The 12748-nt window shown below is 49.5% G+C and carries 9 protein-coding genes and 1 riboswitch; of the genes, 2 read left to right on the plus strand and 7 right to left on the minus strand.

Going from position 1 to position 12748, the window contains the following annotated elements; all coding sequences use genetic code 11:
• Positions 1-166: 166 nt before the first annotated feature.
• Entirely contained in the window at positions 167-3751 is a 3585-nt protein-coding gene (locus ACP26N_RS13535) for an SH3 domain-containing protein (RefSeq protein ID WP_426354078.1), read from the plus strand.
• A 120-nt stretch (positions 3752-3871) separates the two neighbouring features.
• On the opposite strand, the gene ACP26N_RS13540 is transcribed toward ACP26N_RS13535, so the two are convergent.
• The 5 genes from ACP26N_RS13540 to ACP26N_RS13560 form a co-directional block, all read right to left on the minus strand.
• On the minus strand, positions 3872-4957 hold the full coding sequence (locus ACP26N_RS13540; RefSeq protein WP_188004719.1) for a universal stress protein: 1086 nt from the start codon (positions 4955-4957) through the stop codon (positions 3872-3874).
• On the minus strand, positions 4954-5475 hold the full coding sequence (locus tag ACP26N_RS13545) for a potassium-transporting ATPase subunit C (RefSeq protein ID WP_131972246.1): 522 nt from the start codon (positions 5473-5475) through the stop codon (positions 4954-4956). The genes ACP26N_RS13540 and ACP26N_RS13545 overlap by 4 nt, the downstream gene beginning before the upstream one ends.
• A gap of 13 nt (positions 5476-5488) precedes the next feature.
• On the minus strand, positions 5489-7552 hold the full coding sequence (gene kdpB, locus ACP26N_RS13550) for a potassium-transporting ATPase subunit KdpB (protein WP_426354081.1): 2064 nt from the start codon (positions 7550-7552) through the stop codon (positions 5489-5491).
• A gap of 17 nt (positions 7553-7569) precedes the next feature.
• Positions 7570-9210 carry a potassium-transporting ATPase subunit KdpA gene (gene kdpA, locus ACP26N_RS13555; RefSeq protein WP_426354083.1) on the minus strand — a complete coding sequence of 547 codons (1641 nt, stop codon included), beginning with the start codon at positions 9208-9210 and terminating at the stop codon, positions 7570-7572.
• 321 nt (positions 9211-9531) lie between these two features.
• A riboswitch (cyclic di-AMP (ydaO/yuaA leader) is annotated at positions 9532-9684 on the minus strand.
• 239 nt (positions 9685-9923) lie between these two features.
• Positions 9924-10118 (minus strand): hypothetical protein, encoded by a 195-nt coding sequence (locus ACP26N_RS13560; protein ID WP_012371418.1) that lies wholly within the window; start codon positions 10116-10118, stop codon positions 9924-9926.
• 167 nt (positions 10119-10285) lie between these two features.
• On the opposite strand from ACP26N_RS13560, the gene ACP26N_RS13565 reads away from it, so the two are divergent.
• A complete protein-coding gene (locus tag ACP26N_RS13565; protein ID WP_131502308.1) occupies positions 10286-10765 on the plus strand; it encodes a glutathione peroxidase in 480 nt (159 codons plus the stop codon).
• Positions 10766-10925: 160 nt separating this feature from the next.
• Here ACP26N_RS13565 and ACP26N_RS13570 read toward each other — a convergent pair whose 3' ends face one another.
• The gene (locus ACP26N_RS13570) at positions 10926-11495 is read right to left on the minus strand and encodes a hypothetical protein (protein WP_131972240.1); all 570 of its coding nucleotides are present in this window, start codon (positions 11493-11495) and stop codon (positions 10926-10928) included.
• Positions 11496-11599: 104 nt separating this feature from the next.
• The gene (locus ACP26N_RS13575; protein ID WP_426354086.1) at positions 11600-12667 is read right to left on the minus strand and encodes a glycerate kinase; all 1068 of its coding nucleotides are present in this window, start codon (positions 12665-12667) and stop codon (positions 11600-11602) included.
• Between the last annotated feature and the right edge of the window lie 81 nt (positions 12668-12748).

Consider the following 12748-nt stretch of genomic DNA (forward strand, 5'->3'; position numbering starts at 1 on the left):
GTTTTTAAAAAAACTAAACCCCTTTTTTCAAAAAAAATCTAAATATACTGTAGATAAATGTTTTATTGTCGATAGTAAGTATAGGCAAATTAATTTCACATCTTAGAATTGACATCCTAGAGCCCGAAACGTCTTCGGACGAATTCTAACTAGGAGGATACGATCTTTGAACACGACACTATTCACGAAACCCTTGAAGATGCTGGTCAGCTTTATCCTGGTCCTCGGCATATTTGTTTCTTACAGCCCTTCACTCGAAGCTGCGACGACCAAAGCAACGACCTACCGTCTGTCTGCCGATACTTATCTGTATGACAAGACGACATCTTCACGGAAACGCTTGTTGACGATCAAGACCGGAACTATCGTTTCATCCACGTATGAGTCGTCTTCTGGCTATTTCAGAAGAGTAGCATACGGCGGAAAAACGGGATATGTCGCGTCAAAATATCTAACAGCATTTGATCAGAAAGAAACGATTAAAGGACAACGGTTCCTCGTTTCGAAAAAGACGCCCCTTTATACATCAGCGTCGGCGACAGCTCCTGTCATCGCTACTTTAAATGAACAGGATGCGTACTACAGTTCACAAAAAATCACGAATTCGGTTGGCGAAATCTTTTATCGTGTCAAATATGACGGCAAGACGGTTTATGCCCGTGCCTTAAACGCGACACCGATTGCCTACACGAAAATGTCGAAGACTGCTTTAAAAACGACAGACGGTTACATCCTCCGTCAATATGCCGGTACAGCCTATCCGCGGCAGATTGTCGTTCCAACAGGGACTTCCCTGCAAACGACCGGACGAATCGGTGACTGGTACAACGTCACTTATGCAGGTAAGTCAGGTTATATGCATAAAGGTGCGTTCGCCGGCTCTTCTAAACAAGAGGTAACAACGATTCCGGAAACCGCATTCCAGACGAAATCGGCTCTTGTCCTGTACGACACGACGGACGGAACAAAACGACCGCTTGTCACGATTCCAAAAGGAGCAATCGTCAAATCGACTGCCCGTTCTGGTCTCTATCACCGCATCACGTATGACGGCAAAACAGGTTATGTCTTGACTGCTGCTTTAAATGAATACACGGCGAAGGTCAAGTTAGCCTCGTCACGCTTCCTGTTGTCGAATTCGGTTGAAATCAAAGCTACACCGGTTTCTTCCGCTGCGACACTTGCCAGCCTGCAAACAGGAAACGTCTACTACACGACGCAACTTGTGACAAATCCGCTTGGCGAGCAATGGCATAAAGTCTCAAAAGACGGCAAAACCGGTTATGTCAAAGTCAATCAGGGAAAAACGATCAAGTATTATACGGTCCATGATCTTTCTCTAAAGACAACGACAGCAACGGCCTTGCACTCGTATGCCGGTCCTTCGTACGGTGTCATTAAAACGATTCCAAACGGGACCGTCGTCAAAATCCAAGGACAGATCGGCAACTGGTATAAAGTCTCTTATGACGGAAAATCAGGTTACGCAGCCGGTACGACCTTTACGGATTATGTGACGACACAACCGATTCCGGCGACCGATATCCAACTTGAAACGGATGTCGCGATGAAAGCAGTACCGAAAGCCAACGCTGCGACCGTCACGATGTTCAAGGCAAAGGATATCTATCAAACGAATCAACTCGTCACGAATGGTTCGTCTAAATGGCATCGTGTCATAAAAGACGGTCAGACAGGATACATCCCGGTCGATCAAGGGACACCTGTCGATTACAGTTCAGAGAACATGGCAATGAAAGCGACAGAAACGACTGTACTGCGTACATATGCAGGAAATTCATATGCGACTGTCGCAACCATCGCGACAGGTACGAACGTTCAGGTCATCGGAAAAATTCAAGATTGGTATAAAGTATCGGCTAACGGGAAAACCGGTTATGTTGTTGCGGATACGATGACTGAATTGATTACAAAAAAAACACTGCCGGCTTCACGATTCGTCTTATCGAAGTCAGTCGACGTAAAGAAATCGCACCACTCGACAGCCGATACGTTGACGACACTCTCGGTAAATGACGTCTACTACACGACACAACTCGTCACGAACGGCCGGTCGGAACAGTGGCACCGGATGACAATCGACGGAAAAACCGGTTACGTTCGCGTCAACCAGGGAACATCGATCGACTATCAGGCATTACCGGCTACAAAATATAAAACATCAGCTTCAACACCGCTCCGGTCATATGCCGGACCATCGTACGCTTCGGTCACGACCATTCCGAACGGAACAGTCGTCACGGTGACAGGAAAAATCGGCAACTGGATGAAAATCACCTATGCCGGTAAAAGCGGTTATGCAGCTACTTCCACTTTGACGGAGTTCTCGGACACAACGACGATTGCAGAAGTCCGCTTCTTACTCGACGCTCCGGTCGCTGTCAAAAGTGATGCAAAAGATACGGCAACAACAATCGCCAACTTAAACAAAGGCAATGTCTACTCGACGAAAACCCTTGTCACGACATCCGTCAACGGACAGTGGCATCAAGTCACTGTCAACGGAAAAACAGGTTACATCAAACTCGGTCAACCGACTTCACCGATCGCTTATGAGCCGATTGAAAAATCATTCGTCCGGGCAACCGGTACGACTTCGCTCCGGTCTTACGTCGGGGATGCCTATCAGCTCGTCGCTTCCATTCCGGTGAACACGATTTTACCGGTCACCGGTAAAATCGGCAGCTGGTACGAAGTTTCTTATGAAGGGAAGACGCTTTATGCGTACAACGGAACCATGGTCATGACATCAGCCAAGCTGAACGTCTATAATTCGGTCGCCACTCCGTATACGTTTGACAGCTTCATCAGTGCCCAAATGAAACTGAATCCGCCACCGCAAACTGATTTATATGCTTCGAAACTGATGTATGTCAGTTCGGATTACGTTCGCCTCGGCGGTGCACTTGATCCTGTCAACGGAACGATTGCCACTGTCACGGCAACGACACCGCTGAACATCCGCTCCGGTGCGACGACTGCCAGTCACGTCTATGGTCAGTTCAAACCGAACGTGATGATTAAGGTCTACCAAAACGTCAGCGGATTCTATACGACCTATCCGCGTGTCTATACATCGACTACACGCTATTCAACGATTTATTGGTTGAACGCTCTTGAAGCCGATGTCCGGAATGCGGCCGACCCGTTAAAAGTCGACCGTCAATCCTCTGCCTATTACCAGTTCCTTGATCTATCCAAATCAACAGGTGCTTCAGCCGCGACGCTGAACAATATCCTCGCGACAAAAGGAATCTTCGGTAAATGTACGACAGGCAGCTGCGGCCAAGCTTTCATCGATGCCGGTGCGAAGTATTCGGTTAACGAAGCGTACCTCATCTCACATGCTTTACTTGAGACAGGGAACGGGACGTCGAAACTTGCGACAGGCGTCACTTGGAACGGACGCACGGTCTACAACATGTACGGAATCGGCGCGTATGACTACGATGCCATCAATACAGGTGCTGCATATGCGTACAGCAAAGGATGGTTCACACCGGAAGCCGCCATCGTCGGTGGTGCTGAATTCATCAGTACGACATACATCCACAATGCTTACGATCAAAACACACTCTACAAAATGCGTTGGAGTCCGATGCGTCCCGGTGTTCACCAGTACGCGACGGATATGGGCTGGGCGGTCAAACAAACAACCCAAATCTACAAGCTGTATGAACAGATGGACAGCTATACGGCCGTCTTTGATATTCCAGTCTTTACGCGTTAAGAAATACAAAAAAATCCAGACATTGAATCAATCGATTCGTGGTCTGGATTTTTTTGTGTGCTTTGACCGCCACCATCTGACGGAAGACGTCCCCTGCATTTACGCGGAAGAGACACCCTGTCAGACTTGATCATCAGCGACGATTTGCAAATCAATGCCCCGGTTTTGGCGCATGATTTGATTGACGATCGAACCGCGCCGGATTTCCTGCCACCGGGTCCGTGCGGATTGACCGAGCACGATTTGTGTAATGCGGTGATGTTTTGCGGCCGCCGTGATGGTCTCCGCAATCGAACGTTCTCCTTGAATCCGAATTAAAACTTCTGCGTCAAACAGGGCACCACTTTCCCGTAACATCGCCAGTACTTCTTTTTGAAATGCCGGCAACTGGTTTTCCGGTTTGGGTAGAATCGTCAAGATATAGAGATCCGCTTTCATCCGGCTCGCCATCCGAAATCCACGATAGATTAACTTTCGTGCATTTTCGTTCAACTGGACACAGACCAAAATTCGTTCCTGTAATAATGTCGGATCTTTTTCAATCAGCAGACGGGCTTGATACACTTGATCGTCGACTTCATCTGCGACTTGCCGGAGCGATAACTCCCGTAAGCTCGCTAAGTTTTGTAAGGAGAAAAAAGAATTCAAGCTTTGTTCAATCTTCTCTTTTTTATAAATTTTCCCGTGTTCCAACCGCTCGCGCAATGTTTGCGGCGTCACGTCCACGAGTAGAATCTCATCCGCCTCCCCGAGAAAGGGATCCGGAATCCGCTCCCGGACTTCGACCCCTGTCATTTCTTTCACCTTAAACAGCAGGCTTTCGAAATGCTGGATGTTGACAGCCGAATAGACATTGATTCCCGCTTCAAGCAGGACAGAGACATCCTGGTACCGTTTTTTTCGAACCGAACCCGGCGCATTCGTATGTGCCAGTTCGTCAATCAACACAATATCCGGCTTGCGGGAAATGATCGCTTCGACGTTCACCTCAAGAAACACTTTCTCTTTATAATGGACGTCGAGTAACGGCACCTGCTCGAGCCGTCCAATCATCTCTGCCGTATCGCGTCGGCCGTGCGTCTCAATCAAGCCGATGACGACGTCCTTCCCTTCCCCGACTAACGCATGTGCATCCGCGAGCATTTTATACGTCTTCCCGACACCTGGAGCCGAGCCGATGTACAGCTTCAGCTTTCCGCGTGTCATGATGGACTCCGATCAAGCTTCAGATTCAACATCAGAACGTTCACATATTGATTGTTCCCTGCTTCCTGATCAACTAATCGTCGAACGGCATCAGGCGAGAGGTTTCGTTCCGTTGCAATCCGTTTCACCTGGGCCCGTGCATAATCGAGCGAGATGTGCGGATCGAAGCCAGAACCGGATGTCACGCGGGCATCGTCCGGAAGCGAAGCGCCGTCCACCTGATTCTGTTTTTCGTATTCCGCCATCTGCTTGCCAAGCTCCGGGTTTGACGCGGCCAGGTTATCCCCGGCAGAAGCTCCCGCTAATTGATCCACCGCTGACGGACGTCCGTGAAAATACTGTTTCGACGTGAACGGTTGAGCGATCAATTCCGATCCGATGAATTTTCCGTTTTCCTGCAGCAAAGAACCGGCTGCTTTGTCCGGGACGAGTAACTGACCGAATAAGGTCAGCAAAGCGGGAAAGACAATCCCGCACAACGCGGTGACGAAAACCGTCACACGAATGGCCTGTTTCATGATTCTGTTCTCCTTATAGGATGCTTGCGAGCAAGACATCAATGATTTTAATGCCGATGAACGGGACGATGACGCCGCCGAGACCATAGATGAGTAAATTCCGACCAAGTAGCTGATCCGCTGTCATCGGTTTATACGAGACACCTTTCATCGCGAGCGGAATCAGCATTGGGATGATAATCGCGTTAAAGATCAAGGCCGAGAGAATCGCGGTCGTCGGCGAATCGAGTCGCATGATGTTGAGCAGTTCCATTTGGGGAATCGCGACCATGAAGATTGCCGGAATAATCGCAAAGTATTTCGCGACATCATTGGCAATCGAAAACGTCGTCAACGCGCCGCGTGTCATCAGCAACTGTTTCCCGATTTCGACGACTTCGATAATTTTCGTCGGATTGGAATCGAGATCAATCATGTTGGCTGCTTCTTTTGCTGCCTGTGTCCCGCTGTTCATCGCAAGACCGACATCGGCCTGAGCGAGCGCCGGCGCATCGTTCGTTCCGTCCCCCGTCATCGCGACCAGGTGTCCTGCGTCCTGCTCGCGTTTGATGACCCGGATCTTATCTTCCGGTGTACATTCGGCGACGAAGTCATCGACTCCGGCTTCCCGGGCAATCGTCGCTGCCGTCAATGGATTGTCGCCGGTACACATGACGGTTTTAATCCCCATCTCCCGCAGGCGGTCAAATCGTTCCCGCATGCCGGGTTTGACCGTGTCTTTCAAGTAAATGACACCTAAGATCGTCGAATCGATGGCAATGACGAGCGGCGTGCCGCCAAGACGGGAAATCTGCTCGACCGTTTCCTGAAGATTGCCGGGGATGTCTCCCCCTTGATCAACGACCCACTGTTGAATCGCTTGACCGGCCCCTTTTCGAACGCGGCGACCGTCTGCTAAATCAAGTCCCGACATCCGTGTTTCCGCGCGGAACGGAATGATTTCCGCACCTTGCAAACGGTCATGTTCGATCGTCATGTTTCGCAGTTCGGCAAGTTCCAGAACCGAGCGGCCTTCCGGTGTCTCGTCGGCAAGTGATGAGAGCGTCGCGCCGGCAAAGGCGGCTTCCTGCTTTGCGTCACCGACCGGTAAAATGTCAGATGCCATCCGGTTCCCGAATGTAATCGTTCCGGTTTTATCGAGGATAATCGTTTGGATGTCGCCTGCCGCTTCGACCGCCTTCCCGCTCATCGCGATGACGTTGAACCGGGTCACCCGGTCCATTCCGGCAATTCCGATTGCTGATAACAATCCGCCGATCGTCGTCGGAATCAAACAGACGAGCAGTGCAATCAGGATCGGACCCGATAAGCTGAATCCTAAATAATTCGTAAAGACAGGCAGTGTCATGACGACGAGTAAAAAGATCAGCGTCAAGCTTGTCAGTAAAGTCGACAGCGCCAACTCGTTTGGTGTTTTTTGCCGGCTTGCCCCTTCAACGAGCGCAATCATCTGATCGAGGAATGACTCGCCGGGATTGCTCGTGATCCGGACTTCAATTTCATCACTGACGACTAACGTTCCGCCGATGACGGACGAAAAATCGCCCCCTGCTTCTTTAATGACAGGTGCTGACTCACCTGTGATTGCCGACTCATCGATTGAAGCAAGCCCTTTGATGATTTCGCCGTCCCCCGGTACATATTCACCGGTCCGGACGAAAACGATATCACCTTTACGCAGTGTCGCCGAGGACACGTTCTCGATCATTTGACCGACCCGTTTCCGTGCCATGACATCGGCTTTCGAGGCTTTCAAGGAATCCGCCTGTGCTTTCCCGCGTCCTTCGGCAATCGATTCGGCAAAATTCGCGAACAAGACAGTCAGGAATAGGATGATACTGACGGCTAGGTTAAAGCCGCGCATCTCATCGATGAAAACCGTATAGCCGATTGCAAGCAGGCAACCGATCCAGACGACGAACATGATCGGTTGTTTCACCATATGAACCGGGTTTAGTTTCTTCAAGGCATCCAGTGTCGCTTGTTTCGCAATCGATGGATTGACAGTTGCTGTTGCTTCTTTTTCCGGAACGTTCGGTTTCTGCCCAGTAGGTTGATCTTTGATTGGTTCCATCATCTTTCATTATCTCCTGTTCACATCGTCAGCCAATCCGCGATAGGTCCAAGCACGAGCACTGGCAGGAATGTCAGTGCACCGACGAGTACGACCGTACCGAGGAAAACTGTACCGAAAAGTGGGGTATCTGTTTTAAAAGAAAATTCATCCTGTGGAACAGCCGGTTTCGCTTTTAACGATCCGGCAATCGCAAGCATCAGGATTAACGGGATGTAACGACCGAAGAATAAGGCAAACGACGTTGAGACATTCCAGTAGACGTTCGCATCGCCAAGTCCTTCAAAGCCGGAACCGTTGTTGGCCGTCGCCGAGGTGAACTCATATAGAACTTGGGATAGACCATGGTAGCCGGGATTGGAAATCGCTCCGACACCCGGTGCGACGTACATCGAAATCGCGGTTCCCACCAGAATCAGAAACGGCGGAACGAGTAACGTAATTGCCATCAGCTTGACCTCAAACGTCTCGAGCTTTTTGCCGAGGAAGGTCGGCGTCCGCCCGATCAATAGTCCGGTCAGGAAGACCGCGACAAACGCATATAGCAGTACGTTCAGGAAACCGGCACCCGTTCCGCCGTAGACGACATTCAGCATCATGTTTCCGAGCTGGATTAATCCGGCAAGCGGATGAAGCGAATCGTGCATCGCATTGACAGCACCTGTTTCAGCCGCTGTCGTAATGGAACTGTACAAGACAGTTCCGACTTGACCGAACCGGAGTTCCTGACCGTGTGCGGTCGGATTCGCAAACAAACTGCCCGCCATCCCGAACGTCATCAGCATAAACAGGATGGTCATGACACTGAGGAAAAGACGGCCTTGTTTTGCTGAGCCGATCAGTTTTCCGTAAGCGACCGGAAGTGACATCGGAATCAGCAGCATCAAAAACATCTGGATAAAGTTGACGTACTGATTCGGGTTTTCAAACGGGTGGGCGCCGTTCGCCCCGAAGAATCCTGCACCGTTGTTCCCCAGCTGTTTAATGACTTCAAAGGCAGCGACCGGTCCGCGGTAAATCAACTGCTTCGCGCCTTCGAGTGTCGTCACCGTCACGGCACCGCCAAACGTCTGCGGGACGCCGAGTAAAATCAGCAACACGCCAAATACGAAAGACACCGGAAGTAAGACCCGGATGATGAAACGAACGAAGTCCGCATAAAAGTTCCCGAGCGGCTGATTCGCCAGGCCGCGGATGACGGCGATGCAGACTGTAAAGGCCATCGTCGGTGCGACGAACAGCATCGTTCCGAGGACAAACGTCTGTGACAGATAGGATAATGCTTCACCAGAGTAATGCTGTTGATCCGTATTCGTCATGAAACTGATGGTCGTATGCAGGGCAGTCGACCAGTCAAGATTAGCGGCACCGTTCGGATTCAAAGGCAGGATGCCTTGAAAACGGAGTAACACGTATCCTCCGACGAAGAACAACAGATTGACGAGCAGCAGACTTTTCGCATAACCGACCCATGACTGGTTCTGTTTTCGTTCGTCGACGCCGAGCAACAACAAGAGTCGTCGTTCCACCTTACCGATCCAGTCGTTTTTTCGAATGGCCACAGGTGCAAAGACCGTTCCGATGTACCGTCCAAGCAAAACGGCCGCTCCCAGGGTGATGATCAGTAAAATCCAAAATTGAATTAAAAATTGAGTCCACATGATTTGTTTCTCCTATGCGATTAGAATTTTTCTGGATAAATCAAACAATAACTCAGATACAAAAAGACAACACAACCGGTAGCCAGCAAAAACCAGGTCATTTCCGGTCACCTGCCCGCCATTGAATCCGTTCAATCAAACCAATCATCAAAAACGAACTTCCGAAAAACAATGCGAGTAACAAGACACTCCAAAGGTCCCCCATGTTGAAATTACCTCCATATTATTCAATATTTTTACAATTAAACACGGCAAAAAGACGATGTGAGGCAGTAACGGCCCCAGCATCGCCTAAAAAAATTGGCATCACTGAATAAGAGTCGTTCCCTCCTAAAACGCCTGCGAGGTTAGCTGTCGGATTCGGGCATACCTAGGATTTCGCCCTACTTCTCTTACCTGAGAAGATTCACCCCGTGTCACGTGTCGTGACGGTTGGGTCCCCCGCTTCAATCATGAATTCGGCGTACTTTGAGATCGAAGCATTAACATGTTAGTGTTCGTTGATGAGATGGATATTACTCCGATTATTCAAGCTTGTAAATAGAATTTCTAAAAAAAATATAGTCAGACTTTTTGATGACTTACTTTATAAAAATAGTGTTTTTACGACCTATGTTATAGAAGGAAAAAAACCGCAGGAACCGGTTCCTTCATCTGAATGGAAACACTCCTTCAGCAGGAACTCGGACTGCGGTTTTTTGAATCAACATCGGTTATGATTGCTCATTCAGTTTGGCCTGGACCGTCAAAGGAGCTAGCATCGTCACCCAAAGGGCGACCACTCCAGAAACAAGAATCACAATATCACGTTCGAATCCGAGGGTCAGCAGTGTAACAACACTTGCAACCAAGACGAGACAAAGCGTCGCGATCATGACAAAACGCGATTGTTTCAACATCTTTCTCATGTGGCATCTCTCCTTTCTTTCCAAAGTCTTTTGTATTTTATCAAACTTTATAATTGTTCCGGGCGTCTGACACCGGATTGTGAAGGGATTGTCATCTGATGACCGTTTTTCAGGCGAAAGCCGGACGCATTTGATACACTGATGGTAAGACCATAAGGGGGAATTTTATGTTACAGGAACAGACGTTTCAGCGGATTGATGGTACGGAAGCAACGTTAAAAGATTATCCGGGACAGGCTTGGCTGATTGTCAACACAGCGAGTAAATGCGGCTTGACGCCACAGTTCGAAGGGCTTGAACAACTCCATCAGGATTACCGGAAACAAGGACTCGTCGTCCTCGGTTTTCCGTGTAATCAGTTTGCCGGACAGGATCCGGGAACGGACGAAGAAATTCAAAGCTTTTGCCAAATGAACTACGGCGTGACGTTCCCTGTCTTCTCAAAAATCGAAGTCAACGGAGAAGGAACACATCCATTGTTCGCAGAACTGAAGGCACTTGCGCCAAACACTACAGGCGAGCAGGATGTCGAATGGAACTTCACAAAATTTTTAGTGACGCGCGACGGGGAAGTGACACGGTTTGCTCCAAAAACCAATCCGACGGATCTTGTCGCAGCCATCGAACGGATTGTCGTTGCGGTCTAAAATCGATGAACAAGAGTTACGTATCACACACACATAACGGGCTGACTCAACGGTCAGTTTTACAAAGACAAGGGTGGCAGATTACAATTCTGCCACCCTCGTCTCGTTCAAAAAAGAATCACTTGCTTCACGTAATTTTTGCGTGATGACGTGCCGTACATCAAGGTGTCCCCGGCTCCAAGTGCCCTTTAATCATTTCTTCCGCCAATACTTTCACGTCCTCGACATCGCGCATTTCCGTAAACGGATGTCCCCAGACATCAAGCCATTCGATTTCTTCAATCGGCTGGGTCCGGAAACGTTTTCCGGTCGGCTCAAATGATCCGGCTGCCGTCGATTCGAAGGCGGCATACTTCAACAGCCATGGTTTATCGAGCAACAGTTTTGCCGTCTGTTTCGGGTTTTTGAACATGACGTCTCCGACCAGGACGACCGGATCAAACCGTTCGTGGAGCGGATGCGTGTATTGAACGGACACAATCAGCGCATGATTCGAGACTTTTTCATTTTGACGTGTGTAAGACCGGGTCAAAAAATGCGGAACCAGTGACTCCGCGCTGTCTTTCGTCTGATGAATGCTGATGCCGTGTTCCGTTTGGACGACATCCGGTAAAATCGGTTCGTACCCCCGATTGGCGAGTTGTTGATCGAGCTCCTTGAATAACAATAATGTATGTTCGACGAGTGCCCGGACTTGTCGAAATGACAGTTGAATCGACTGATTGATCATGGTGGTGACCTGCCTTCCAATTGATAGAGTAGTATAGTTTCTTTTACCCTAAGCGCCAGCGCTTCATTCCTTTTCCAGTCAACCATTTCCCTAAATTAGAAAAGTCATTTCAGGTTTAAACGCCGGACGATTTGTTCTGCCCGTCGCGCCAACCGTTGTTTCGTGATGAATGGATCGAGTGTCTTCCCTTCACCCAGATCATGAATTGCTTCGCAGATCCACGCCTGTTCCAATCGTTCCGTGACTTCTCCTGCCAGGACGATACAAGGAACATCCGCACGATCAGCTAATGCGCTGACTTGTGAAGGAAGCTTTCCCATCGCGGTTTGACGATCGACCCGTCCTTCCCCTGTCCAGACATAAGCGGCTCGTTCGATTCGTCCCTGCGCATGAATCATCCGGAGGACAAACGATGCTCCGGATTCGATTGAAGCGCCGAGCGTATATGCCGCTCCACCAAGTCCTCCGGCAGCCCCTGCCCCTTTGATATGGTCGATGTGAAGTTGGCTTCCAATCTCTTTTAACCGGCCATCGAGTAAATTGATGTCGGATGTGATCAGTCCTTTTTGAGGTCCGAAGACGTAAGCAGCTCCTTGTTCGCCGGCGTACGAAGCCGTAACGTCGGCCAATACGTGTAAGGAACCGGACCTTGCCGGCAAACGGATTTGTTTCGTTTCCATCAACGGATTCGTTTGCCATGGAATCGGCGCACCGGTTTGTGTCAGCAAGTCAGCCCCCAGTTCCGCCAAAAAACCAAGTCCGCCATCGGTCGTCGCCGTACCGCCCAAGGCAAGAAAGACATCCGATACACCAGTCGCCAAAATCTGCCGGACGAGACGCCCGACTCCTCGTGTATGAACTGAAAACGCATCATCCTCCGGACGTTTCAAGTGCAACCCACAGATTGTCGCCACCTCAATCACGGCAATCCGGTCTTTTTGAGCATAGAACATTTCAATCGGCCGACCAGCTAAATCGATTGTCGGAGCAACGATTTTCTCAAATCCGTTGGCGGATAACACGTCAATCGTACCTTCTCCACCGTCCGCGACAGGGCTCCAATCAATCGTCGCGTCAGGATCGGCGTGTAAAATCCCCCGTTCGATGGCATGTGCTGCATCCGACGAGCTGATGCAGCCTTTGAAGCTGTCGATACAGATGAAATGATGCATCTTGATTGCCTCCTGTAACTTGTCTTTATTTTGACCATCTAAAAAAAGTAAAATATGATATGATAATTGTCATGCACACGA

Source organism: Exiguobacterium sp. R-39, assembly GCF_049942815.1.
Taxonomy (GTDB): Bacteria; Bacillota; Bacilli; order Exiguobacteriales; family Exiguobacteriaceae; genus Exiguobacterium_A.

Excerpts from the sequence above, each read along its gene's own strand:
- ACP26N_RS13575 (WP_426354086.1), bottom strand. The coding sequence starts at position 12,667 with ATGCATCATTTCATCTGTATCGACAGCTTCAAAGGCTGCATCAGCTCG.
- ACP26N_RS13545 (WP_131972246.1), bottom strand. The coding sequence starts at position 5,475 with ATGAAACAGGCCATTCGTGTGACGGTTTTCGTCACCGCGTTGTGCGGG.
- ACP26N_RS13560 (WP_012371418.1), bottom strand. The coding sequence starts at position 10,118 with ATGAGAAAGATGTTGAAACAATCGCGTTTTGTCATGATCGCGACGCTT.
- ACP26N_RS13540 (WP_188004719.1), bottom strand. The coding sequence starts at position 4,957 with ATGACACGCGGAAAGCTGAAGCTGTACATCGGCTCGGCTCCAGGTGTC.
- kdpB (WP_426354081.1), bottom strand. The coding sequence starts at position 7,552 with ATGATGGAACCAATCAAAGATCAACCTACTGGGCAGAAACCGAACGTT.
- ACP26N_RS13565 (WP_131502308.1), top strand. The coding sequence starts at position 10,286 with ATGTTACAGGAACAGACGTTTCAGCGGATTGATGGTACGGAAGCAACG.
- kdpA (WP_426354083.1), bottom strand. The coding sequence starts at position 9,210 with ATGTGGACTCAATTTTTAATTCAATTTTGGATTTTACTGATCATCACC.
- ACP26N_RS13570 (WP_131972240.1), bottom strand. The coding sequence starts at position 11,495 with ATGATCAATCAGTCGATTCAACTGTCATTTCGACAAGTCCGGGCACTC.